19 protein-coding genes and 1 pseudogene are annotated in these 22799 nt (G+C 67.8%); 8 read left to right on the top strand and 12 right to left on the bottom strand.

From position 1 onward, the window contains the following. Window positions 1–39: 39 nt before the first annotated feature. A complete protein-coding gene (locus E3T25_RS14495) occupies window positions 40–762 on the top strand; it encodes a hypothetical protein (protein WP_104099656.1) in 723 nt (240 codons plus the stop codon). Window positions 763–822: 60 nt separating this feature from the next. Here the strand turns inward: E3T25_RS14495 and E3T25_RS14490 are convergent, their stop codons facing one another. Genes E3T25_RS14490 through E3T25_RS14475 form a run of 4 tightly spaced genes read right to left on the bottom strand, consistent with a single transcriptional unit; the run spans window position 823 to window position 5982 of the window. Further along, window positions 823–1614: a DUF6671 family protein gene (locus tag E3T25_RS14490; protein ID WP_134375077.1), complete on the bottom strand. Its 792-nt coding sequence runs from the start codon at window positions 1612–1614 to the stop codon at window positions 823–825. Window positions 1615–1661: 47 nt separating this feature from the next. Then, entirely contained in the window at window positions 1662–1979 is a 318-nt protein-coding gene (locus E3T25_RS14485) for a DUF190 domain-containing protein (protein ID WP_104099654.1), read from the bottom strand. Further along, entirely contained in the window at window positions 1976–4459 is a 2484-nt protein-coding gene (locus tag E3T25_RS14480) for a DUF2309 domain-containing protein (protein ID WP_134375075.1), read from the bottom strand. Before E3T25_RS14480 ends, E3T25_RS14485 begins: the two co-directional genes overlap by 4 nt. Next, window positions 4456–5982, bottom strand: a complete 1527-nt coding sequence (locus E3T25_RS14475; protein WP_134375073.1) for a proton-conducting transporter transmembrane domain-containing protein — start codon at window positions 5980–5982, stop codon at window positions 4456–4458. Before E3T25_RS14475 ends, E3T25_RS14480 begins: the two co-directional genes overlap by 4 nt. 106 nt (window positions 5983–6088) lie before the next feature. On the opposite strand from E3T25_RS14475, the gene E3T25_RS14470 reads away from it, so the two are divergent. Then, complete coding sequence (locus E3T25_RS14470; protein ID WP_134375071.1) at window positions 6089–6397, top strand: helix-turn-helix transcriptional regulator; 309 nt, start codon at window positions 6089–6091, stop codon at window positions 6395–6397. 28 nt (window positions 6398–6425) lie between these two features. Here E3T25_RS14470 and E3T25_RS14465 read toward each other — a convergent pair whose 3' ends face one another. Beyond that, entirely contained in the window at window positions 6426–9605 is a 3180-nt protein-coding gene (locus E3T25_RS14465; RefSeq protein ID WP_134375069.1) for a beta-phosphoglucomutase family hydrolase, read from the bottom strand. Between the two features lie 86 nt (window positions 9606–9691). On the opposite strand from E3T25_RS14465, the gene E3T25_RS14460 reads away from it, so the two are divergent. Then, window positions 9692–10966 (top strand): M18 family aminopeptidase, encoded by a 1275-nt coding sequence (locus tag E3T25_RS14460; RefSeq protein ID WP_134375067.1) that lies wholly within the window; start codon window positions 9692–9694, stop codon window positions 10964–10966. A gap of 55 nt (window positions 10967–11021) precedes the next feature. Here the strand turns inward: E3T25_RS14460 and E3T25_RS14455 are convergent, their stop codons facing one another. The 3 genes from E3T25_RS14455 to E3T25_RS14445 all read right to left on the bottom strand — a co-directional run bounded on the left by E3T25_RS14455 (window position 11022) and on the right by E3T25_RS14445 (window position 12940). Further along, window positions 11022–11225 (bottom strand): hypothetical protein, encoded by a 204-nt coding sequence (locus E3T25_RS14455; RefSeq protein ID WP_104099648.1) that lies wholly within the window; start codon window positions 11223–11225, stop codon window positions 11022–11024. A gap of 71 nt (window positions 11226–11296) precedes the next feature. Then, window positions 11297–12028 carry an SGNH/GDSL hydrolase family protein gene (locus E3T25_RS14450; RefSeq protein WP_134375065.1) on the bottom strand — a complete coding sequence of 244 codons (732 nt, stop codon included), beginning with the start codon at window positions 12026–12028 and terminating at the stop codon, window positions 11297–11299. 9 nt (window positions 12029–12037) lie between these two features. After that, window positions 12038–12940: an oxygenase MpaB family protein gene (locus E3T25_RS14445; RefSeq protein ID WP_134375063.1), complete on the bottom strand. Its 903-nt coding sequence runs from the start codon at window positions 12938–12940 to the stop codon at window positions 12038–12040. Between the two features lie 75 nt (window positions 12941–13015). Between E3T25_RS14445 and E3T25_RS14440 the strand changes: the two genes are divergently transcribed. Then, on the top strand, window positions 13016–14479 hold the full coding sequence (locus E3T25_RS14440) for a cryptochrome/photolyase family protein (protein ID WP_134375061.1): 1464 nt from the start codon (window positions 13016–13018) through the stop codon (window positions 14477–14479). Between the two features lie 414 nt (window positions 14480–14893). On the opposite strand, the gene E3T25_RS16925 is transcribed toward E3T25_RS14440, so the two are convergent. Continuing rightward, window positions 14894–15184, bottom strand: a complete 291-nt coding sequence (locus E3T25_RS16925; RefSeq protein WP_104170344.1) for a hypothetical protein — start codon at window positions 15182–15184, stop codon at window positions 14894–14896. A 189-nt stretch (window positions 15185–15373) separates the two neighbouring features. Here E3T25_RS16925 and E3T25_RS14435 point away from each other — a divergent pair, with 189 nt between their 5' ends. Further along, window positions 15374–16339: a Pvc16 family protein gene (locus tag E3T25_RS14435; protein WP_166786023.1), complete on the top strand. Its 966-nt coding sequence runs from the start codon at window positions 15374–15376 to the stop codon at window positions 16337–16339. Between the two features lie 194 nt (window positions 16340–16533). Continuing rightward, a complete protein-coding gene (locus tag E3T25_RS14430; RefSeq protein ID WP_134375057.1) occupies window positions 16534–16824 on the top strand; it encodes a hypothetical protein in 291 nt (96 codons plus the stop codon). On the opposite strand, the gene E3T25_RS14425 is transcribed toward E3T25_RS14430, so the two are convergent. Beyond that, complete coding sequence (locus tag E3T25_RS14425) at window positions 16796–17659, bottom strand: DUF429 domain-containing protein (RefSeq protein ID WP_104099669.1); 864 nt, start codon at window positions 17657–17659, stop codon at window positions 16796–16798. The two genes, E3T25_RS14430 and E3T25_RS14425, sit on opposite strands and share 29 nt — an antisense overlap. An 81-nt stretch (window positions 17660–17740) precedes the next feature. Between E3T25_RS14425 and E3T25_RS14420 the strand changes: the two are divergent. Beyond that, window positions 17741–19240, top strand: a pseudogene (locus tag E3T25_RS14420) (sugar porter family MFS transporter); the annotation flags it as partial. Here the strand turns inward: E3T25_RS14420 and E3T25_RS18000 are convergent. Together E3T25_RS18000 and E3T25_RS14410 are read right to left on the bottom strand one after the other, a co-directional pair. Further along, a complete protein-coding gene (locus tag E3T25_RS18000; protein WP_134375055.1) occupies window positions 19233–19943 on the bottom strand; it encodes an RNase H family protein in 711 nt (236 codons plus the stop codon). The pseudogene E3T25_RS14420 and the gene E3T25_RS18000 overlap by 8 nt on opposite strands. A 254-nt stretch (window positions 19944–20197) precedes the next feature. Beyond that, the gene (locus E3T25_RS14410) at window positions 20198–21379 is read right to left on the bottom strand and encodes a MarP family serine protease (RefSeq protein WP_134342022.1); all 1182 of its coding nucleotides are present in this window, start codon (window positions 21377–21379) and stop codon (window positions 20198–20200) included. Between the two features lie 162 nt (window positions 21380–21541). On the opposite strand from E3T25_RS14410, the gene E3T25_RS14405 reads away from it, so the two are divergent. Next, window positions 21542–22738 carry a DUF4192 domain-containing protein gene (locus E3T25_RS14405; protein WP_134375053.1) on the top strand — a complete coding sequence of 399 codons (1197 nt, stop codon included), beginning with the start codon at window positions 21542–21544 and terminating at the stop codon, window positions 22736–22738. Window positions 22739–22799 lie beyond the last annotated feature (61 nt).

Genomic DNA, 22799 nt, shown 5'->3' with positions numbered 1-22799 from the left:
GCATCAGGCTCCGCGGCCACACCTCGCTATGCTCGCACCGTGAAGGTCGTCCAGGAACTCGAAACACGCATGCACCCCGACTCCGTCGCCGGGTTCCGCCTGGTGCTCGCGGAGGCACGGGTGACCGACTCCATTCTGCTGCCGGTGCGGGCGATGGAGCGCATGGTGGCGCCCGTGCAGTGGATGCTGCGCCGCGTCGGTGAGCACGGCATCCGTCTGACCCAGGCCGGCTACCTCCCGCCCGCGGTGGTCGTGGAAGCCTCGACCCAGCTCGACTGGGGCTGGCCCGTCACGGCCAGCCGGGAGAGCCACTTCCTGCCTCTGCTGGAGTTGCGCGCACACCTGCGCAGCGTGGGCCTGCTCCGAGTGAGCAAGGGGATGCTGCTGCAGACCAGTCGCGGCCGGGCGCTCGTCGAGGCGCCGCGCGATCTGTGGTGGCATCTGGCCAGAACCGCGCACCAGAGTCGCGACCCGGCCGAGTCCGACGCCACCAGGCTGCTGCTCCTACTCATCGCGCGGCGGGGTTTTGACGAGGCCGAGCTGTTCAAACAGCTGCTGGCCCTCAGTTTGGAGACCATCGGTTGGGTGCGGGCCGACGGTGCCCCGCTCTCCAGTGACGCGGCCTTCAACCTGGTGCTGCCGAAGTGGCGCTTGCTGCGCCGACTCGGTGTGTTCGATGCCGGCACCAGCAGTTACACGCGCTGGATCGTCACGCCCGGTGGGGCCGCGTTCGCCCGGGCGGCCCTGCAGTCCGAGGTCTGAGGCGCGCCGCGGACCACCATGCATGAGGTCGACGGGGAGCACGAATAACGCCTGACCTCACTACGGGTTGCAATAGTCGCACCATTGCGGGTCGGCGGTGGCCTGGCCACGCGGTATCCGGGTCCTGTGGGTACAGCGTCCGCAGCCGTGGAGGTCCGCGGCGATCAATGCGGTCGCTGATCTACAGTCGGAACAGGGAACGCCGCGTTCGATGTCTACCTGACCGAACCCAGGTGCTTGACACAGGGAGCAGGGTGTAGCGAGGCGACGAGCCATCTGATAACTCAGCCTGCGAATCGTCTCTGCCCGCGCTGGCGATTTGTGCGCTCGGTAGTCCGGCAGAATCGTGACGGTGGACTGGTCCGTCAGAAGCATGTCGACGGTTTCCTCGAGGTCGCTGAGTTGCGTGAAGTTCTTGTAGACAGTCAGGTGATTATCGTTTGTGCTCTGCACGATCACTCCCTGTTCGGGGAATCCCGCGGCTGACGCGAACGCGAGAGCGCTGTCGGCGTTGTCGACGCGTCTGCCTCCAGGCAGCGCGGAGATATTCACGGCGCCCTCGACGAGTTCCAACCCCAGGGTTTTGTCGATGAACAGGAGAATCTCCGTGTTTTCAACGAGAGGACCGAATCCGGAGCTGAAGCTGCCTTCGGAGGCAAGTCCAAGAGTGGTGCCGGCGATCTGCATACCCAGTCGCGCTTTGGCGCGGGCTGCCGAGCGGGGGCTGAGGGTGCGTGGGATATCGCCGGCGAAGGTCCCGAACTGGTCAGTGTTCAGGCCCCCCGCAGCGCTGACTGTCGCGCCGAGAATGTCGCGGAATGCCTGTTGGGCGAGGTGCTCCTTGCCGTGCATGGTGGCGAAGGTGATCAGGCGCCCAGCATAGTAGGCGTGGGAGGAAGTCATTGGAAGTAGTCGGGCCTTGAGACGTAGGTCTCGGCGACGAACATGACGCCGCTGGAGGTGTTCAGCAGCTCGCGCACGGCGTTGATGAGTTCGTCGGCTTTGTCGGGGGGCAACACGGTGATGAGCATGGTGAGGGTGTCGTACTCGTTGAAGAGCAGGGATCCAGAGTGTTGTCCGTGGTGTCCGATGCCGGAGACACCGGAGACGGAGGTGTACCCGGTGGCGCCGGCGGAGGAAACCAGCTCGCGGATGGCGGGGGCGTCGCGCGCAGGCACGACGATCTCCAGTCGGGTCATCTTGGTGAGATTGTTCATGTGTGTGGTCCTTCCATCGGGGTGGCAGTGGCGGCGGGAGTAGCGGTTGCGGTCGCTGTGAAGCCGTAGGCGGTATAGCGGTGCCAGAGGGCAGCGGGGTGATCTCGTGCGGTGAGGGTGATCCAGTCATTGTCGAAAAGATCTCGCAGGACTTGGTTGCGCGAGATGATCTCTCCGATGCGGGCCAGCGGTGCTTCGACAACGACGGTGAGGCGCATCGGCTCATGGAACAGCTCCGTGCCCAGACCCACGGATTGCCACGGCAGGCCGCGGCGGAGGTCGCCGCTGTGGCCCGAGATCACGCCGAGTGTGCCGATGGCGTTGTGGATGGTTTTCGTTCCTGCGCCGAGAGTGTCGGGGTTCAGGGCTGTGAAGTAGTACTGGTGGTTGATCCACTGCGCCACGACGAGGGGGGCGGTCATGATCGTCTCCAGGGCGGCCCCGGTGGGATCCAGTTCGGTGCGGTAGGAGTGCAGGAACACCCGCCGGCCCAAATCAACGTTCCTGGTTATATCGCGGGGTCCGATGATCATGGTGGCGTTTCCCGCCAACCCGAGCTCTGGATACACCTCAGCCCAGTCGTGGGCACGTCCGCGCAGTCGTGCGGGGGAATGCCGGGGTGATGCTCCCGGTAGGTGCCGGGCGCGTTCGGTCACCAATTTGTCCGCCGCGGTGCGCTGAAGCTGCTCGAAGCGGTCTGCCGAACTCGTGTGGCTGTCGGGGATCAGGTGGCGGTCGAGCACGGTGACCATGTCGCTGACGGTGTTGTGTTCGGCGGCCACGAAGAACGTGTCGAAGGGAATCGGCAGCCCGCGGTCGGCGAGCAGCAGTCGCACCTCGGGGTCGTTGAAGATGGCGGCGGCGGCGCGGGCGTTGGCGTGCCCCGGATTACCGCCGCACGCGCCGCAGTCCAGTGCGGACTGGTAGAGGTTGTTCTCCGATTCGGAGCCGTGACCTGCCAAAACGACCAGCGGGGCGAACTGGGACAGGCCCATCATCCGCAAGGCCGTTTCGGCCAACGTGGCACGCTCGTCCAGCGTGAACGCGTCCGCGATCGTCACGTCACTGCGCAGGTCCCGGGGCGAGAGGGAGAGGGCGCGCACGATCCGTGCGTGGATGCGCGGGGTGAGGGTGCGCAGGATGCTGATGCCGCCGTAGAACCATCCTGCCGTTTCCGCGAACGCGAACGGTGTCGCCGCTGTCGAGTCCGCCGTATGCACGGCATGCCGCAGGGCGTCTCGGAATTTTCCAGCGGCAACGACTCTGTGTGCTTGTTCGTGGTCGACGGGGATCTCGGTGATGTGGTGGCGCGCGCTCAGCAGTGCCGGGAGCGAGTCGATTGCTCCGCGCGCCTGGTAGCGGGCGAACCGGATGGGGACGCCGAAGAAGCCGGCGAAACCGAACGTCTCGACGGAGGAGCTTTCTTCGAGGTGGCGGCGCAACCCCTCGGACCGGGGGTCGATGCACATCACCAACTGCACGTTGCGGCCGTCCCGGGTCTCGACGGTGGAGCGGAGTGCCCCGATCAGGGCGGTGCGGTAGTTCAGTTCGTAGGCTTTCTGCCAGGTGTACCGCTGGTCGGTTATCGGATGGGTGGACAGAACCCGAGCGACCGCGGCGACGTCCTCGCGGCTCGGCCGTGCGGCGGTAAGCGCCTGCGCAACCCGTTCGGCCCGCAACCAGAACGGTGTCGAGGTCAGCGTGGTTTGGTCGCGCTGTGCCGTCTGTGTTGTCTGGTCGGCTGCTGGGGTAATTCCGAGCGCAACCTGAACCGTGAATCGGACGGCCAGGTACGAGGTCAGGTCGATGTCGCCGACCTTCTCGGCCCGCCATTTGATGTGCCCGACCCACCCGGGCAGGTGCCCGAGTGCGGTCCGAAGGGCACGTGGGACGTCGGCCGCCGTGATGCCGAGGCGTTGCAGGGCGTGCGCCAGCGCCGCGTCCGGTTCGGGCGAAAGTGTGGTGAGGGTGCGCCGAACCGTGCGGGGGAGGGACGGATCGAGGCAGGCCAGGGTTCGCCAGGCCCGGTAGAACCCGTCGGCATGGTGTGGCATGGGCCACGCCGGGTCCGGGCACAGATAGCCGGCAACCCAGACGGCCAGGTATTCATCGAGCCACGTCAGCTCCGCCACCGCAACCGGTTCGGGCTCAGGTGCGGCTGCGACCAGGCGCATATCGAGTTCGGCAACCCGGACCGCGGACACGGCTGTGGTGCCGATCCGCAAGCGTCGGTCGGCCAGCTGGGGGATACGTTCGAGGAGTGCTGCGTCGATGTCATCACGGGTGATTCGACCGCGCTGATAGTCAGCCAGGTAGGCGCTCCCGGAGCGGGTGGTTGCCGCCTCCGCGGTTGTTTCGGTCTCGAATGGGTAAGATTCGCGGCCGGCTAGCGGGTTCACGGCGATGAAGGAGTCCAACGGCCAGGCCGGAACGATGTCGTGGGCGGCGGCAGCGACCTGCGCGCGTAGGATCAGACTCACAGGGGTGCTCCAGTTCTGATGGGGTTACGGGGCAGGGAGACGGCAAGTGCGGACGTGTAGACACGATCGCGCAGCCAGACCGCACCGGTGCTGCTTCGAGCCAGCAGCTCGACGGCGATCAGGCCGACCGCGGGCAGAACGAGCAGCCAGCCAGGGGCCCCCTGGACCGGCACCCCGGGTTCCAGTGCTCCCGTGAACAGGTGCAGGAAGGCTACGTAGCCGATTCCGACGGCCGCCGTCACCGTGGTGCCGACCACCATCGTGCGGATCGAGAAGTGGGTTGCCAGTGCCACGGCCAGGGTGACGCCGGCGGTCAGGGCGACGAACGCCAACAGGCCGATGCTGGAGGGCGACACGGCGGGGGAGAGCACCAGTTTGGCTGCCACGAGTACGGCAACCGTTACGGTCACGGAGATGGCCACCGCAAGGCCCGCCACCAGGCGCGACGGGGCTGTGCGGGTGGGAAGGTCGCGGTCGGTGGCGTGCTGTCGCACTCCGGTTCCCGCGCCGAGGAAGAGTGTCGATTTGTACAGGGAGTGGGCAACCAGGTGGAAGATTGCAGCCGCGAACAGGCCCAACCCGCAAGCCATGATCATGAACCCCATCTGCGCCATCGTGGAGAATACCAGTCGGCCCTTCACGTCCGGGCGTGCCAGGCGCACCGCCGACGCGAACACCAGGGTGGCCGCGCCCACCACGCAGACGACGATCATCACGGACCGGTGAGGGGCGATCGCCGGCGCGAATCGCAGAAGCAGGATGGCGCCCGCGTTGACCACCCCGGCATGCAACAGCGCAGAGACCGGTGTCGGGGCGCCGAGAGTGAACGGCAACCAGCCCTGGAATGGGATCTGGCTGGATCGGGCCAGGGCGGCGAGGACCAACATTACCGCGAGGGTGAGCTGGGCCGGCGCGCTCAGGCCGGACGCACCGGCGCCGAGCTGATCGAAGGACACGTCCCCGCCGGCACCAACGAGCAGCACTGCCACCGCGAGGAGGAACGCGGTGTCGGCGGCACCAAAGCGAACCGCGGTGCGCCACACACCCTCCCTCGCCCGTGCCAGCGGCCAGTAGGTGGCCAGAAGCAGCACAAGTGCGGCGCCGGCGCCGACCCAGGCGCACGCGAACAGGGCCACGGACCCTGCACACACCATCAGCACGGTGAACCCGGTGAGCAGGTTCGCGGTCACCACGAACCAGACCTGACGAGGATCCCCGCGCAGGTAGCGCACGGCGAACCCCTGAATGAGGGAGGACAGCCCCAGAACGAGCATCGACATGATCAGTGCCAGGGCATCGAGTTGCAGGCTTGTCTCCCCGAAGCCCACCTGGATTGAACCCGTCCACAGGGTCGACACGGCAATGGCGACGGCTGCCGTAAAGACGAACCCCAGACCGACGACCGCCGCGGCAATGCGAGCGACCAGATCACCGCTCCGGCCGAGACGCCCGGCGATCGCTGAGGCGAGCACGGCAACCCACGGCCCCGCCAGGACCATTGCCACCGTCGCATTCTCGTTCAAAGCTGCTCCTTCTCTCACGATTCATAAAACACGAAAAACATAGCACGCATCGAGTGTCGGGATTCACGTGTGAGGAAACAATGGTCAGTTGGGTGAGAATAGGAGAATGGCGCAGTGGACGTTTTTAACCAATCACGCGCACGTGCTGTTGTGCGTGGCGGAGAACCCGAATGTGCGATTGCGCGACGTCGCGGCCCAGGTGGGCATCACGGAGAGGGCGGCTCAACGCATCGTCACCGAACTCGAAGACGCCGGTTATCTCGAGCGCGAACGGGAGGGACGGCGCAACATCTATCGCCTCAACACGGGAATGCCGCTTCGCCACCCTCTGGATCGTAGTCACCGCATCGGGGAATTGCTGGCCGCCTTCGCCAACCCCGAGGCTGCCCCGAGCGGCCTTGGCCCACAGGGATAGTGGTTTCAGGAGTCCGGGACAACCGACGCTAACCGAGCGGGAAATCGCGGGTCTCGCCGGGCGCAAGCACGGCCTCTTTGCCCTCGACCCGTACCCGGATCGGAGCGGCGCCGCCTGCCCGCAGCTGCAGGCGCACGTTGCCGGGAGTCAGCTTCAGCCGGATCGGCTGTTCCCGGTAGTTGATGGCGAAGGTGACCTCCGCGAGCTCCTTCGGCAGCACGGGATGCAGCCAGAGCATGTTCTCCCGGATCTCCAGCCCGGTGTAGCAGCGCACGACCATGTCGATCGATCCGGCCATCGCGCCGAGGTGGATGCCCTCGTGGGTGGAGCCGCCGAGGATGTCGCCAAGGTCGCTGTCGAGGGCCCGGGTCAGATAGTCCCACGACCGTTCCCGGTCGCGCCGGGCGTCCAGCCAGGAGTGCACCACGTTGCTTAGCGTGGAGCCGTGCGTGGAGCGTGCCGAGTAGAACTCGACCGTTCGCACAATCGCCTCCGGCGGCAGTTCGTAGCCCATGGTCTCAAGCAGTTCGCGCAGCTCCTCGGCGGAGAGCAGGTAGAGCAGCATGAGCACATCGGCCTGCTTGGAGAGCCGGTAGTTGTTCGTGCTGTCGCCCTCGGCGTTGAGGATCAAGTCGAGGCGGGCGATCGAGGGATACCGGGCCCGGTAGGCGTCCCAGTCGAACTCGGGCAGGCCCTCGTAGCCCTCGAACTGGCTGATCACGCCGTCGGCGTGGAACGGCACCCGCAGCCGCAGGCTGATCCGGGCCCACTGGTCGACCTCGTCCGGCCGCAGTCGCAGCCGGTTCCAGAGGGGCCCGCAGTACCGGTTCTGCAACAGAGCCACGGTGTCGACCGCGCGGTGCAGTACCCACGCGGTCATCACGTTCGTGTACGCGTTGTTGCGGAGGCCGTGGCCCGACGCCCCGGGGTAACCGTCGTGGAACTCGTCCGGCCCCATCACCCCGTCAATGTCGTAGCGGTCGTCCACCTCGTCGTAGCGGGCCAGGCTGGCGAAGAAACGAGCCACTTCGAGCAGCATTTCGGCACCCTGCTGAATCAGGAATTCGGTGTTGCCGGTGGACTGGTAATACTCCCAGATGCTGTAGGCCACGGCGAGGCCCACATGCCGCTGGTTCTGGGAATTGTCGGGCATCCACTGCTGGTTCAGCGGGTTGAAGAGGTTCGTCGGGGTCTCCTCGCGCCCGTCGATGCCGCTCTGCCAAGGGAACATCGCGCCCTCGCGGCCGATGCCCCGTGCGGCCGCGCGGGCCTCGCCCAGGCGCCGGTACCGGTAGCCGAGCAGGGCGCGGCTCAGGTCGGGGCGGCGCAGGGTGAGAATCGGGTAGACGAACAGCTCGTCCCAGAAGACGTGCCCGCGGTACCCCTCGCCGTGTAGCCCTCGGGCCGGCATGCTCGCGTCGAGGTCGGCGTCGACGGCCGCCACCGTCTGCAGCACGTGGAAGGTGTTCAGGTTGAGCGCGAGCGACTGGTGATCGCTCGCGCGCATGCCCACCGCGAACTCGTCCCAGAGCACCTGCCAGGCCCGTTCGTGCGCCTCCAACAGGTCCGCCGGGTGCGGCAGGCGCCGCAACCAGATGGCCACCGCCCGGGCCGGCGAGGCGATGGCCCGGTCGCGGGAGGTGGTGACGACGACCGTCTTCTCCACCCTGACCGGATGCCCCGGCTCCAGATCCAGGGTGAACTCGTGCGCCACCCAGCCGGCGTCGTCGGTGAGCAGGTGCCGCGGGGGCTCGACCGGCTGCTCGTCCCTCCGCACCCGGGTGCGGGCCGCCAGGGCGATGTGGATGCCGGACTGCGTGGTCTCCATCTCGAGCAGCACGGTCTCGGCGTCGATTTGCGTGCCGGTGTGGGGAATCAGGTGAGCGTTGGTGAGAAGCCGGTCGGCGGCAACATTGCGGTTGAAGACCCGGCCCTCGAGGGCCGAGCGCACGGTCACCGGGCCGGTCCAGTCCTCCGCCTCGAACGTGGTGTCGAGCACGGCCACATGCGGGGCGGCCTGGGACACGAACCGCCGGGAGGTCACCCGGGTGGTGCGCCCCGCCTCGTCGCGCAAACGGATGACCCGGGTCAGCACGCCGCGCCGCAGGTCCAGCTCCTGCAGATAGGTGACCAGCTCGGTGTGGCCGACGTCGAACCAGTCCCCGTCGGCCACCCTGAATCCCAGCGGCAGCCAGTTGGGGGCGTTGACCAGGTGCTCGTCTTCGACGGTGCGCTCGCCGAGGGTCGTCTGCACCCGGTTGTAGACGCCGGCGAGGTAGGTTCCGGGGTAGTGCACGCCGTCGTCGGTGGACTCGGCCGCCGCGCCGCGAGTGCCCCAGTAGCCGTTTCCGAGTGTGCAGAGCGCCTCCCGCAGCCCCTCGGTCGCGGGGTCATAGCCGATGTAGCGCAGCAACCACGGGTCGCTGCCGGTCTCGCCTCCGGCCCAGCCGCGGTTCTTCCCGGTCAGAGCGGGGTCCAGGCCGGCCAGGTCCAGGTCGGCGAGGTCGGTGAGCACGAGATCGGCGCCGGCCGAGCGCAGCCGGCTGTCGCCCGTACGCTCCATGCCGATGACCAGGGCGAATCCGCCGCGCGCCGCGGCCTGCACCCCGGCCTCGGAGTCTTCGACGACCACTGTGCGGTCCGGCGTCACGTGCAGTCGCCGGGCCGCCTCGAGGAACAGGGCCGGGTCGGGTTTGCCGGCCAGGCGCATCCGCACGGCGTCGGTGCCGTCGACTGTGACGTCGAATAGGCCCGTAAGGCGCGCCGCGGTCAGCACGGCGGCGCTGTTGCGGCTCGCTGTCACGAGGGCCACCGGCAGCCCCTGCTCTTTCAACCGGCGCAGCAGCTCCAGCGTGCCGGGGAACGCCTGCACGCCGCCGACGGCGAGCTCGCGGGTGAACAGCTCCTGCTTGCGGCCGGCGAGAGCGTCGATGGTCGCCCGGCCATGCGTCGGTTTGATCCCGCGCGAGGCCAGGAACGCACGGATGCCGTCCTCCCGCGCCCGCCCGTCGACGTACCGCCGGTAGTCGCTCTCGATTTCGAACGAAGGCACCGGCGACTTCGTCAGCCCCGGCAGTGCCTCGTCGAACAGGGCCTTCCACGCCCGGGCGTGCACGGCGGCCGTGTCGGTGACCACGCCGTCGAGGTCGAAGATCACGGCGTCGAAGGCGGCGCGGGCCGGGTGCGGCGGCTGGCTCGGCTGGTTCATGGGCGCTCCTCTGGGCCGTGAATGCCTGGCCGTGACTGCTCGGCCCTGAATGTGGACATAGTACGCAGGGTGGTTGGATATGACCCATGACATCCACACCGGACTACATCGACGATTTCGCCGAGTTCATCACCGCCTCCCCGTCGTCGTACCACGCTGCCGCGGAGGTTGCCCGCCGCCTGGACACCGCCGGCTTCGACCGGGTGAGCGAAACCGAGGAGTGGTCCGGTGCGCCCGGACGGCGCTACCTCGTGCGCGACGGCGCGGTCGTCGCCTGGGTGCAGCCGGACGGGGCCGGCCCGACGACACCGTTTCGCATTCTGGGGGCGCACACCGATTCGCCCGGTTTCAAGCTGAAGCCGAAGCCGACCATCGGCGCCCACGGCTGGCTGCAGGCCGGGGTCGAGGTCTACGGCGGTCCTCTGCTCAACTCCTGGCTCGACCGCGAACTCGAACTCGCCGGCCGCCTCACCACCATCGACGGCACCGAACACCTCGTGCGCACGGGCCCGTTCTGCCGCATCCCGCAGCTGGCCATCCACCTGGACCGGGACGCCAACGCCGGCCTCACTCTCGACCGTCAGCGGCACCTGACCCCGGTGTTCGGGGTGGGGGAATCGAGTCAGGCCGACCTGGTCGGGCATTTGGCGGGCCTGGCCGGGCTGGCGGGAGAGGAGGTCGCCGGCTACGACATCCTCACGGCCGACACGGCCAATCCGGCCCGGTTCGGCCTCGGCCGCGAACTCTTCGCCGCGGGGCGCATGGACAATCTCTCCTCGGTGCACGCCGGCCTGGTCGCCCTGATCGGAGCCCCGGCACCGGCCGGTCAGATCCTGGTGCTCGCGGCCTTCGATCACGAGGAACTCGGTTCCGAGACCCGAACGGGTGCGAGCGGGCCGCTGCTGGGCGATATCCTGACCCGGATCGGGGCAGGACTCGGGGCATCCGTCAGTGATCGCCTGCGCGCCTACGCCGGCTCGTGGTGCGTGTCGGCCGACGCGGGTCACTCGGTGCACCCGAACTACCCGGAGAAGCACGACCCGGCGAACATGGTCGTCGCCGGGGGCGGCCCGCTGCTGAAAATCAACGCCACTCAGCGCTACGCGACGGATGCGGCGGGTGCGGCCCTCTGGGCCCGAACCTGCGCGCAGGCCGGCGTGGAATACCAGGAATTCGTGTCGAACAACACGGTGCCGTGCGGCTCCACAATCGGCCCGCTGACCGCCACGCGGCTCGGCATCCGCACGGTCGACGTGGGTATCCCGCTGCTCTCGATGCATTCCGCCCGCGAATTGTGCCACGTGAGCGACCCGGTCGCTCTCCGGAAGGCGATCGGCGCGTTCTTCGCCTCGGAGGTCTAGCGGCAGGCCGCGCGTGGCTGGCCGGCGTCGAACTCGTTCGGGGTGCCGCGGGGCGTCACAGCGCGTAAGCCGACTGGCGGACTCCATGCACGGGATGCCCGGAGCGGGACTCCACGAGGTCCTTGTCATCGGCGAGTTCGCAGTCGCCCTCGTGCACGATCACCGGCCAGACGATGCGCCGGTCGGTTCCGACTTGGGCTGTGCCGCCGATCCCGCACTCCCGGCAGTGGACGGTGAGTACCCAGTCGTTTTGTCTCATGCTTGGAGGTTTCCTCACGGAGAGGAAATCATCAAGGGGGTGTACTTTCACCCCGCGATATGCAAAACAGTTCAACGTATGTTGATGCGGCCCAGAAGGTGCTCGGCAATCGCTCGGTAGCCTGCGTCATTGGGGTGGAAACGATCGCTCGTGCCGCCGAAGACATCCCGTCCGGCGGGGCCGCGATTGGCCTCGATCAGATAGAGGTCGTAGAGGCTGACGAAGGCGCCGCCTTCTCGGGCGCACTCGTGGTCGATGATGTCGTTGTACGCGTCGGTCTCATCCGCGCTGCCCCAGGTGCCAACGCAGACGAGGGGGACGCCCGGAGATTCGGTGTGCACGCGGTTCAGGAGTGACCGGTAGCTGAGCGCGAACTCGTCGGGCGCGGTCTGGTCGAGCACGTCGTTGGTGCCCAGCTCGACCACGGCCAGGTCGAGGTTCTCCGGCACATCGACCAGCCTGGATACCGTGCGGGTGGTGGCACCGGCCCGATTCTTGTGGAATTCCTGAACCGGGCCGCCCTCTGCGAGCGCATCGACCATCAGCGGACGGAAGCCCAGGTCTTGCAGTTCCGCGCTGAGGCCGTAGCTGATCGAATCGCCCACGAACAGCACGCGCAGGGGGCGGTCAGTGGGGCGGGTCACCTGCACGTCTTCGTCGGTCTCCGAGAGGTCGGGGTTGACGGCTGCGAAGATTCCCAGTGAGGTCAGAACGAGGGCAGCCAGCCCGATCACCAGCAGTCGGAAGGGGAAGCGGCGAGTACGAGTCGCGCCCGTACGCGAGAGGTCAGGGCGCGGAGGCATCCGTGCAGTCTAGGCGGGGTTCTCGGCGGAGAGACGCGCGATACGGGCCCGGGCGGCATCCTCTGAGGTCGACGACCGGCCGAGGAGCAGGCGCACCAGGCGGAGAACGGCTCCGGTGCCCCAGACCACCGGGAGCAGGGAGCGCCGCAGGCCGAGCAGCTCGCGGTATTCGCGGGGGATCGAGGCGACGGCGCCGGCGAACATGACCCGGTAGAAGGGCATCATGGCGGGCCGGAGCGGGGGATTGCGAATGAAGCGCACCGCCTCGGCCACGCGTTCGTCGCTCTTGAGGATGCCGGCATCCTTGAACGCATCCAGCTGTGCCTGCAGTTCGGACGCGGAGCGCGGCGGATTGTGCACGCCGACGAGTTCTCCGGCCTTGGCCCATTCGCGCACGTAGCCGTCGGCCCCGCCGGGGATAGGGTCGCCCCAGAGTGTGTGCGAGGCCAGGAAGGCGTCGGTGAAAACGATGTGCACCCAGGCGAGCAGTTCGGGGTCCCCGGCGGCATAGGGGCGCTCGATGCCCTGGGCGTCGCGGTAGGTGCCGGTGACCCGGTCGTGGAAGCGCCCCACGCGGGACGACTCGTGCTCGGCCAGGGTCGTGTCGGCGAAGGTCACGGTGACGAGCCACTGAATGGTGCCGGAGAGCCGTCCGAGCGGGTCTTCCCGATAGCGCGACCAATCGTGCACGCCGGCCATCGCGCCGGGATGAAGGGTCTGCATGAGCAGGGCACGGATGCCGGCGACCATCGTCGCCATCCCGCCGTGCACGGCCCAGGAGGCGGAGCCCGGACCGAAGAAGCCGATATCGTCGCCCTGTTCGATTTTTTCGACCCACTGCGGGCGACCAGACCCGTTCCCCGAAAAGGTCACCAGAAGATGCGACCGCCAACTGTCCACGAACCTGCCCATGGTCCGAGGCTAACCCGTCGCGGCTGGGCATCGGCCTCGAACCTTGCGTGCGGCAAAGCATCTAAACTCGAAGCCATGGCAGTGCCTCGCTTTCTGTTCGCCGACCAGCTCGGCCCGCATTTCGACGACGGCGGACCGATCCTGATGGTGGAGTCCGTCGGCGTTCTCGGTCGGCGTCCCTACCATCGCGCCAAGGCGCACCTCATTCTCAGCGCCCTCAGGCACCGGGCCAGGGAGCTCGGTGATCGGGTCGAGTACCTGCGCGCCGAGCACTACCGGGATGTGCTGGCCGGCCGGGACCTCGAGGTGGTCAACCCCACCTCGTGGGGTTCCCGCGCGCTGGTTCACGAGCTCGGCGCGCGGGTGCTGCCCAGCCGCGGCTTCGTGACCAGTGAGGCCGACTTCGCCGTCTGGGCCGCGGGGAGACCGCCGTCCCGGCTGATCATGGATCAGTTCTATCGCCGTGCACGCACGGAAACCGGGCTGCTCATGCGCGGGCCCGATCCCGAGGGCGGCCGGTTCAACTTCGACCACGACAACCGTCAGCCGCCGCCGAAGGGAGCGGTGGGCCTGGGGCTGCCGGACCCCTTCCATCCGGTGGAGGACGACATCGACGAGCAGGTGCGCGCCGACCTCGACCGGTGGCAGGCCGAGGGGCGCATTCGACTGATCGGCGAGGACGGACCCCGCCGGTTCGCCGCCACCCGGGCGGAAGCGCTCGTGGCGCTCGCCGATTTCGTCGAGACGCGTTTGAGCGACTTCGGCCCCTTCGAGGATGCCTCGCTGCTCGGGGACGAGACGATGGCCCACGCCAGGCTGAGCGTTCCCCTTAATTTGGGGCTGCTGCATCCGCGGGAGGTGATCGACGCCGTAGTCGCCGCGTACGAGACCGGGGGAGCCCCACTGCAGAGCGTGGAGGCCGTGGTGCGCCAAATCATGGGCTGGCGGGACTGGGTCTGGCACCTGTACTGGCACCTGGGTGAGGACTACGTGCGGCGCAGCAACCACCTCGAGGCGCGGGTGGCCCTGCCGCGGGAGTTCCTTGAGCTCGATGGCAGCTCCGTGCGGGCGAAGTGCCTCAGCCATGTGCTCGACGAGGTGCGCCGCACGGGCTATGCGCACCACATTCAGCGGCTGATGGTGCTCGGCAACTGGGCGCTGCAGCGCGGTTACCAACCGGCCGAGCTCACCGAGTGGTTCACGAACGCCTTCGTCGACGGCGCCCCGTGGGTGATGCCCGCCAATGTGGTCGGGATGTCCCAGCACGCCGACGGCGGGATCGTCGCCACGAAGCCGTATGCCTCCGGGGGCGCCTACATCTCGAAGATGAGCGACTTCTGTGGCGCGTGCACGTTCAACCCGAAGAAACGCCTGGGCGAGGACGCATGCCCGTTCACCGCCGGGTACTGGGCCTTCCTCGACCGGGTGGAGCCACACATCCGGGGCAATCACCGTATGGCGCAACCGCTCGCCGGACTGCGCCGCCTGGTCGACCGGGAAGAGGTCGTCGAGCAGGAGCGTGCACGCACCGAGTGGTGAGCGTCGCCCGCGGGGCGCCTCGTGAGTCCGTCGCGGCCCGTAGGTCAACCACGACACCGTTAGAGTCAAACTTCTCAGAAGGTGACCTGTAACCCGAGCAGCCCTCGACTTCCCCTGAGCGAGCTGCCGCGCAAGTGTGTGGTTCTGTAGGTCAGTCAGAGCTTGAGTCCAGGCACAGGGCGGCGCGGGTCGTGGAAGCCGGCGCAGGATCTAACCTGCGCCGACCTTATAAGGTGCGCCGCGAGGCGTGCAGGGGTCTGGCCGCGGATGGCAGGCGGGAGGGAGACCTCGGGAGCGCGTCATCGGGACGCGGTCGTCGCACCGAGGTTTGCTGGGGCTTGATCCGCGTCGGGAAGGGGGGGAGGAGTCCAGCGGCGGGTGGGGGTCTATCTGGGCGGGTTGCCGCGCACGCGGCTACCTGACCTCGGTCGGCCAGTCGGTCACGCCGGCGAGGGCAGCCTGCAATGACAGTGCCGAAGCCCGAGCCTGCTCGGCCCCGTGGGGGTTGAAGACATCGATCGCGAGCGGCGGGCCCTCGCCGAACTTGGGGATCTCCACTTCGACGCGACCGCCGCCGACGAGCGGCACGAACGGATGCGCCGTCCCGGCATCCCGCACGGTCGACCCGGCCGCCTCCGCGATCAGTCGCAGTGCGTCGGGCTTGGTGACGTGGGTCTGGGCCACGATCGTTGCCGAGTAGTCCATGGAACTCCTTCACTGAGGCGGACATCGCGAGGAACACCTCTATCGAAGCAGGCTACGGCATCCGCGGGATGGGCACCGGGCCGGTTCCGCCGTGGCGCAGCCGAACTCCTCGACCTGGTTGGTGAGCCGGAGTACCGTGGCACTGTCTGCTCACTTTCGCATCCAGAAGCTCTCAGAAGCCGGGGTCCCATGTCGTCGCTCACCAACTACGGCCAGGCCATCGCCTCGACGACCGTCGCGCTCCAACGACTGCTGTCCTCTCCGCCGATCGGGCTGCAGGTCACGGCCTACGTGCTCGGCGCACCCCGCACCGGTGTCATCGGCCCCTCCATCAACCTGTTCCTCTACTACGACAGCCTGATCAGTTATCGGGAGGAGACCCAGAGGGGACCCAGCCGAGTGATTTCGGAGCTGCACTACCTGGTGAGTGCTTTTCCCGGCGACGACGTCGACACGGATGCCGGCAGCCACCGTGCCTTCGGTGCAGCGCGGGCCGCCATCGAGCGCCATCCCGTGCTGAACGTCCCGATCGGCTCGGCAGACAACCTGCAGGTCTGGCTCTCACCCTCGCCGCTGACCAACGAGGTGCTGACCTCCCTCTGGCTGGCATCCAATGCACCGCTGCGACTGTCCTTCGGCGTGATGGCATCGTTCACCCTGGACGCAGCCGAGCGCACGGCAGTGGTCGGAACCGTCCGTGATGTCGTGAAGCTGGCCGGGGCAGGTGCGCTCGCCGTGTTCACGGGAGCGGATGCCGTGGCGAAGGCCGAGGCCGCGGCATCCGTCGCGAACGAACTGGGCAAGCCTCTCGTGACGGTGCCCCTGAACGAGGTCGTGGGAGCCAGCGCTGCCGCCACCGAGGACAACCTCGGCCGCATCTTCGAACAGGCCGAACACCGCGGCGCCGTGCTGATGATCGCCGAGTCCGACCCTCTGTTCGGGATGCGGCCGGAGGTGCTCGATGTCGACGACCCCTACTCCGGGTTGGAGATCGGATCCATCCTCGACCTGTTCGGCCAGTCACCGAGCGTCGTGATCATTGAGTTGACTCATCCGGCCGGGGACGAGCTGGCGGACCGGACCCGGGTCGAGGTGCGCTTTCCGGGGCCGGGGCCGGAGCCGGAGCCGGATTCCGCGTCGGCCACCGGGGACTGAGCACGTCCAGCCCGAGTTGCAGAGTTAGACCTCCCGACCGGGAGGTGAGCGTCAGGAACGCCTGCAGTGCTAGAAGAGGGCCGCGCCAGATCATGGTGGGCCTCGATTCCGTCGAATCGTCGGGTCGTCGGGACGTCGGGAAACACCTAAGACCGGTAGACACCTGTTCGTTCGCACCCGCCTACGCTGACAGGATGCCGTCTTTCCGTATCACCCTGATCATCGGTGCTCTCCATTCGGGCATCGCCCCGGACTCCGTCCTGCCGCATCTGACGGCCGCTGCCGCGGAGCTGACGACCGTGGAGGCATCCGATCTTGCCGTGGTGGCCGGTTCTCCGCGCGCGATCGTGCGCTTCACGGCGGATGACGCCGCGATGGCCCTCCGGGTCGGCGACCGAGTGCTCGTCGCGGCCCGCACCCACGTGGAGCCGGTGTCGTGGCAGGTGACCGAGCGGGTCACGACGCGCTGGTACCCGGTGCGGTGACGAGCCGCGCCCCTTCGTCGCCGCGGCGCTGCTCGGGCCGGGCCGGCGCGATGATGGTCGGTCGGTGACCGAGCTCCGACACGTTGTCCCGGGCGCCGAGAACCTGGCAGCGCTCCGTGCCCCGGTGCCACCAGAGCGAGGCCGTCCAGGCGCAGAGCAGGGCGTCGATCAGGTCTTCCCGGTGTTTGTAGGCTCGGTCGACCAACGGTGAATGCTCCGTCACCAGGGCGTCCGAGACGGGATGGGAGCCCAGGTCGAGCGGCGGCGACGCTCGGGTGAGCCCCCAGATCCGCTGGATGAGGTCATCGCAGACCATGGCCCGCGCAGTCCGGCGTTCGTCCGGCGGAAGAGAGGTGCCCATGCGCTTGTAGCGGGGTCGCTTGTCGAGGTAGCCGAACTCCGCCGCACCCACGAGCGTCGTGTAGGGGTAGCACTCGAAGAAGCTGGGGGTGGCCTTATCCATCGGCGCTAGGCCGTCGGTGTAGGTCCAGCCGGAGGCTTCCAATCGGCGGCGGATCGTCACCCCGCCGGCCCAGGGGCGGCCGAGGTTCGAGGCGTTCGCGGAGACATGCCAGCGGCCGTAGCGACTGCCGGTTTCCCGCTCGCACAGGCGCATGCCGGTGGGGTTGTTCACCACCAGGGGCGCGTCAACCGCCAGCACGGCGCCGGGTTCCCACAGGGAGTCGATCCAGCGCATCACGGCATCCGTGCCGCGGGCCCAGCCGGCGTCGAGCACCCGGCCGCTCTCGTCGATGCAAGCCAGGCCGGATTCATTGGCCGGTTTCGACGTGCTGCCTTCGGCCCAGGCCAGGTCAACTCCGAGGAATCGCGTCATGAGTTATGGATAGCACAGGGAGATGGCGGGCGCAGGTTCCGCCGAGGTTCGGCGCCCCTTCGTTGGGGCGTAGTCTTTTCGGATTGTTCAACAAAAAGGACAGAGGCCCTGACGATGACCCAGACCGAGAAACCATCCACGAACGGAAAGGTCATTGCGCTGGCAGTGGCGGGAGCCTTCGGCGGGTTTCTTTTCGGGTTCGACGCGTCCGTGATCAACGGCGCGGTGAATGCCATTCAAGACGAGTACGCGCTCACGGCGACCCTCACCGGCTTCGCGGTCGCGAGCGCGCTACTGGGCGCCGCAGCCGGGGCCTACCTGGGCGGCCGGGTCGGCGATCGATACGGTCGAATTCCGGTGATGCTTCTGGGCTCGATCATGTTCTTCGTCAGTTCGGTCGGTTCCGCCTTCGCCTTCAGCATCTACGACCTCGTGCTCTGGCGCATCGTCGGCGGTCTCGGCATCGGGCTCGCATCCGTGGTGGCCCCGGCGTACATCGCCGAGATCTCACCGCGAGCGATTCGGGGACGCCTCGGATCGCTCCAGCAACTCGCCATCACGATCGGTATTTTCTCTGCTCTGCTATCCGACGCCCTGTTCGCCAACACCGCGGGAGGCGCGGGTGAGCCCTCCCTGTTCGGGATCGACGCCTGGCGCTGGATGTTCCTGGCCTGCGCGCTGCCCGCCGCCGTGTACTTCGTGATCGCGAAGATCCTCCCGGAGTCCCCACGGTTCCTGGTGCTGAAAGACCGTGAGACGGAGGCCCGCGCGGTCTTCCAGAAGGTGTGGCCCAACGGCGATGTGGACCGCGAGATCCGCGACATCCGTGCCTCGATCAAGGCCGACACGCTGGGTCAGCGTACCGGGTCACTGCGTGGCAAGGCCTTCGGCCTGCGCCCGATCGTCTGGATCGGCATCCTCTTGTCGATGTTCCAGCAGTTCGTCGGCATCAACGTGATCTTCTTCTACTCGACCACCCTGTGGAAGGCGGTCGGCTTCGAGGAGTCGAGCTCGCTCACCATCTCGGTGTTCACCGGCCTGACCAACATCGCGGTTACCTTCATCGCCATCGCCCTGATCGACCGGATCGGACGTCGGCCGATCCTGATGACCGGTTCCATCGGCATGACGCTGTCGCTGGCCACGATGGCGATCGCCTTCAGCCAGGCGGTCACTGTGGGCGGCGAGATCAGCCTGCCCGGTGCGTGGGGTGGGATCGCCCTGGTCGCGGCCAATGTGTTCGTGGTCTTCTTCGGTGCGTCCTGGGGCCCGGTGGTCTGGGTGCTGCTCGGCGAGATGTTCCCGAACACCATCCGGGTGAAGGCGCTCGGCATCGCCGCAGCGGCCCAGTGGATCGCGAACTTCCTGATCGCCGTCACGTTCCCGACACTGGCGGCAGTCTCGCTGCCGTTGACCTACGGCCTGTATGCGCTGTTCGCGGCGCTGTCATTCGTGTTCGTGCTGACCAAGATTCCGGAGACCAATGGCATGTCCCTCGACGAGGCGAACACCCTTCTGCCGCCGAAGAACGCGGCGAAGACCGCGTCGAAGAACGCGGTGAAGCAGACCGAGGTCAGATAAGCCCGTGAAGAAGTTCTCCGACGCTGACGCCGAGCCTGGCGGCACGTTCGGTCAGACGGGCGTGCTCGTCGGCGGAGAGTTGCAGAGACACGGTGTGGGAGGCATCCGGATCGTCGAACGCGAACAGCTCCGGATGCGACGGGCCGGCCGGGAGCTTCGGGGTGGCGGCAGGCGAAGCGACGGCCCGTGCTTTCGTGGCCGAGGTCAGCGCGGGGCGCCGAACCGGTGCGGCATCGCCCTCCCGCACCCAGCCGGGGCCGGCGTTGATCGGCGCGTTCCGCTGGTACGCCTCTGACACGGCTCGGGCCCGGCTGTCCGCGGCCTCGTTGAGCGGGTGGTTAGCGTGGCCCTTGACCCATTCGAACCGGTAGCGGCGTCCGGCCAGAGCTTCGTCGAGCTCCTGGAGCAGATCCAGGTTCATCACGGGCTTGCCATCCGCCTTGCGCCAGCCCTTGGCCTTCCAACCGCGCATCCACTTGGTGATGGAGTTGATCACATACTGGCTGTCGCACAGCACGAGAAGGTCGTCGTCGAGGTGCGCGGTGGCCCGGAACAGTTCGAGCACGGCCTTCAGTTCGCCCTGATTATTGGTGGCGTGCTTCCAGCCGCCGGCGGCCCAGCAGGAATCGTTGACGAACCAGGCCCATCCGGCGGGGCCGGGATTGCCCAGAGCCGAACCGTCGGCGGCGGCGATGATCGTCATACAGTGAGCCTTTCCTGTGGTCCCGCTGGTTCAGGACCTGTCTAGTCTGCCATCGCGGACCAGATGGGCGAGTCCTCATGGCCGCGGCCACTGAGAGTTCGCGGACGGGGGTTTCCGACTGGCTCTTCCGCCCACCCCGAACGAATTGGTTCGGTACCGGGTGCGGCGTCCGGCCCTGGAGGACCAGGGTCCACCGGGCACAGTCAGTTTTGACCGCAGGCAGCGACACAGCCAGTCGACGAGGACTCACTCAGTTAGCCGCTGATGCAGGTGCCGGACGAGATCGGGGAGCCGAGCGTGGCGGCCTGCTCTACGACCGGGTCGACTTCCTCCATGGCGAGGGCGTAACCGAGGTTCTCGGTGGTGGTCGACTTCGCGAAGATGACGCCCGTTACGATACCGGCCTCGCTGAGCAGGGGGCCGCCCGATTCGCCATGGTCGACGTCGGCAGCCAGCGTGTAGATCTGCCGGGAGGACGGGTCCTGCCCGTAGATGTCGGCGACCAGGGCCGGTGCCACGGCGACGACCTCGGCCGGCGCCGATTCGAATGGCCCGCCGAAGGGATAGCCGCTGCTCACCGCAAGGCTGCCCGGCGGAAGATTGTCGCCAAGGGAGAGCGGGGGAGCATCGAGCCCCGACACTGCGATCACGGCGAGGTCCACGATCGGGTCGAAGTAGACGATCTGACCCGAACGGGACCTGCCGTCGGGCGTGACGACGACGGGCTCCTCCACCCCGGCGACGACGTGAGCGTTGGTGAGTACCCGTTCCGGAGCGACCACGAAACCGCTGCCGGACTGGTTCTGCCCGCACGCATAGGCGGTGCCGCTGATCTTCATCACCGACGCGCTCGCCGCGCGCAGGGCGTCGCTGTCGGTGCCCACGCTCGGCACGACCGGGGCCTCGCCGTTGAAGGCCTCCACGACACGCGGGATGCCCTCGGTCACCACGATGGAGCGCAGTTGGGCCAGGAAGCTCTTCACCTGGTCCGGGGTCAGGGAGTCGATCGAGCGGATCACGCTCGACGAGCTCACCGCCGACGACACCACGGGGACCCCGAGGGCACCGACGCTGAAGGCGATCATCGAGACCACGAGGGCCGACACCGCGACGGCTGCGCCGGCGCCGAGCACGCGGTCGACGACCCGGAGCTTGTTGCGAGTGCCCTGGGGAGTCAGGATCCTGCCGATGGAGCGTCCGAGCGAGAGGCCGCCGATCAGCAGAACAGCTGCGGCCGCGAGGGTCGCGGCCGTGCGCCACTCCGCGGCGGGAACCCAGGTGCCCACGAGCGGCACCAGAAAGTAGGCGGCGACGGCACCCGCCGCGAGTCCGGCGATTCCGGCGATGCTGCCGATGAGGCCGTTGCGGTATCCGGAAATCAGGTAGCCGAACAGAACGACCAGCAGCAACACATCCAGAAAAATTGAGAATGCCATCCGTGAACCTCGTCCTGTTGTCGGTGTCGTGCGCTTGCCCACCGGCCGCATCCGTCTGAACCAGAGTACGTGGCCAGTCCTCCCCAGAATGTGAATCCGCCGAGTCGTGCACCGACCCGGCCCGGATCGGGAGGTGGAGGCGGCTCCGGAGAGGGTGGACCCATGAACAGGACAATCGTCAAGACCAGGGAAGCACATGACTTCCTCGCGCTCGTGCCGCAGCTCGCCGGGTTCTTGCCCGAGAAGAGCCTGGTGCTCGTCGCCTTCCGTGGCAACCGTACCTGCGGGGCGATGCGGTTCAACCTGCCCGACCCTGCGGCACCGGAGAAGGTGCTCAAGCGCATCGCCACCACGCTCGTGGGAACGCTCTGCAAGATCCCGGACGTCGACGCGCTGGTGCCCGTCGTCTACAGCGACGAGAACATCGTGGCTGTGGCCGGCCTGCCGCAGGAACGCTTCGTCGAGGTGCTGTGCGCTCGCGCCCGGCTCTCCGGTTTCCTGCTTCGCGACGCCCTGTGCGTGGCCGCCGACGGGTGGGGCTCGTACTTCGACCCGGACTGCCCGGCCGGCGGGCATCCGCTCCGCGCGATCGCCGCCTCCGAGGTGCACCGGGCCATCCCCGACGAGGTTCGCCGCGACCTCGCGACGCTGCAGAGTCGCGCGGACTTGCCGGTGGTCGACCCGTCGATGAGAGAGCGGCTCGGCCGCCGGCTGGCGCGCTATCAACGCCTCGGTGGCCAGGCCGGCACAATGCCCGAACTGCTTGAGCTGGCCGGTGACATCCTTGACCCGGTGGTGGCCGCGGAGGCGGCGCTCGGTTTTGACCCGCAGAACCTGGGGCTTGACGACGCGGCCGCGTTGCTGTTCCTGATGCAGGGGCCGGCCTGCCGGGACCAGATGATGCTGCAATTCGCCTTCGGAGAGACGGTCGGCCGCAACACGCACTGCCTCAACCTGCGGTATGCCATCCTGCAGCGAGCCACGGGGCGGAGCCTGGACGACATCATCGCTGAGGAGCAGTCCGACGGACTCGACAGCCCGCACTCCCGGGTCACGAGCGACCTTATGCTCGGGCTCGGCCGGGAGCGCCCCGACCCCGAACGCATCGAGCCGGCGATCCGACTGCTGAAGGTGCTGGTCGCTCTGGCGCCGCGCACGGCCAGACCGGCGCCGCTGTGCATGCTGGCCTGGCTGTCGTGGGCGATGGGGCGCGGGTCGGTCGCCGGAATCTTCGTCGACCAGGCACTCGCCATTGACCGGCAGTACGGCATGGCTGAGTTGCTCCACACCGTTTTCGGTTCGGGGCACCTACCAGACTGGGCGTTTGCGGTCCCCCCGGACGAACCCGAAAACGCCTGAGCGGAATGCCGCTATCGGACTTTTGGCGGCAGGTAACCGGCTTCAGGCATCCGGTTGGCCG

It is taken from the genome of Cryobacterium sandaracinum (genome assembly GCF_004403415.1).
GTDB classification, from domain to species: domain Bacteria; phylum Actinomycetota; class Actinomycetes; order Actinomycetales; family Microbacteriaceae; genus Cryobacterium; species Cryobacterium sandaracinum.
This window is presented reverse-complemented; position numbering and strand designations above follow the sequence as displayed.

Bases quoted from the DNA above. Each gene is read 5' to 3' on its own strand.
- E3T25_RS14490 (WP_134375077.1), bottom strand. From the start codon at position 1,614: ATGCACGGCAAGGAGCACCTCGCCCAACAGGCATTCCGCGACATTCTC.
- E3T25_RS14485 (WP_104099654.1), bottom strand. From the start codon at position 1,979: ATGAACAATCTCACCAAGATGACCCGACTGGAGATCGTCGTGCCTGCG.
- E3T25_RS14470 (WP_134375071.1), top strand. From the start codon at position 6,089: ATGGCGCAGTGGACGTTTTTAACCAATCACGCGCACGTGCTGTTGTGC.
- E3T25_RS14465 (WP_134375069.1), bottom strand. From the start codon at position 9,605: ATGAACCAGCCGAGCCAGCCGCCGCACCCGGCCCGCGCCGCCTTCGAC.
- E3T25_RS14460 (WP_134375067.1), top strand. From the start codon at position 9,692: ATGACATCCACACCGGACTACATCGACGATTTCGCCGAGTTCATCACC.
- E3T25_RS14455 (WP_104099648.1), bottom strand. From the start codon at position 11,225: ATGAGACAAAACGACTGGGTACTCACCGTCCACTGCCGGGAGTGCGGG.
- E3T25_RS14450 (WP_134375065.1), bottom strand. From the start codon at position 12,028: ATGCCTCCGCGCCCTGACCTCTCGCGTACGGGCGCGACTCGTACTCGC.
- E3T25_RS14445 (WP_134375063.1), bottom strand. From the start codon at position 12,940: ATGGGCAGGTTCGTGGACAGTTGGCGGTCGCATCTTCTGGTGACCTTT.
- E3T25_RS14440 (WP_134375061.1), top strand. From the start codon at position 13,016: ATGGCAGTGCCTCGCTTTCTGTTCGCCGACCAGCTCGGCCCGCATTTC.
- E3T25_RS16925 (WP_104170344.1), bottom strand. From the start codon at position 15,184: ATGGACTACTCGGCAACGATCGTGGCCCAGACCCACGTCACCAAGCCC.
- E3T25_RS14435 (WP_166786023.1), top strand. From the start codon at position 15,374: ATGTCGTCGCTCACCAACTACGGCCAGGCCATCGCCTCGACGACCGTC.
- E3T25_RS14430 (WP_134375057.1), top strand. From the start codon at position 16,534: ATGCCGTCTTTCCGTATCACCCTGATCATCGGTGCTCTCCATTCGGGC.
- E3T25_RS14425 (WP_104099669.1), bottom strand. From the start codon at position 17,659: ATGACGCGATTCCTCGGAGTTGACCTGGCCTGGGCCGAAGGCAGCACG.
- E3T25_RS18000 (WP_134375055.1), bottom strand. From the start codon at position 19,943: ATGACGATCATCGCCGCCGCCGACGGTTCGGCTCTGGGCAATCCCGGC.
- E3T25_RS14410 (WP_134342022.1), bottom strand. From the start codon at position 21,379: ATGGCATTCTCAATTTTTCTGGATGTGTTGCTGCTGGTCGTTCTGTTC.
- E3T25_RS14405 (WP_134375053.1), top strand. From the start codon at position 21,542: ATGAACAGGACAATCGTCAAGACCAGGGAAGCACATGACTTCCTCGCG.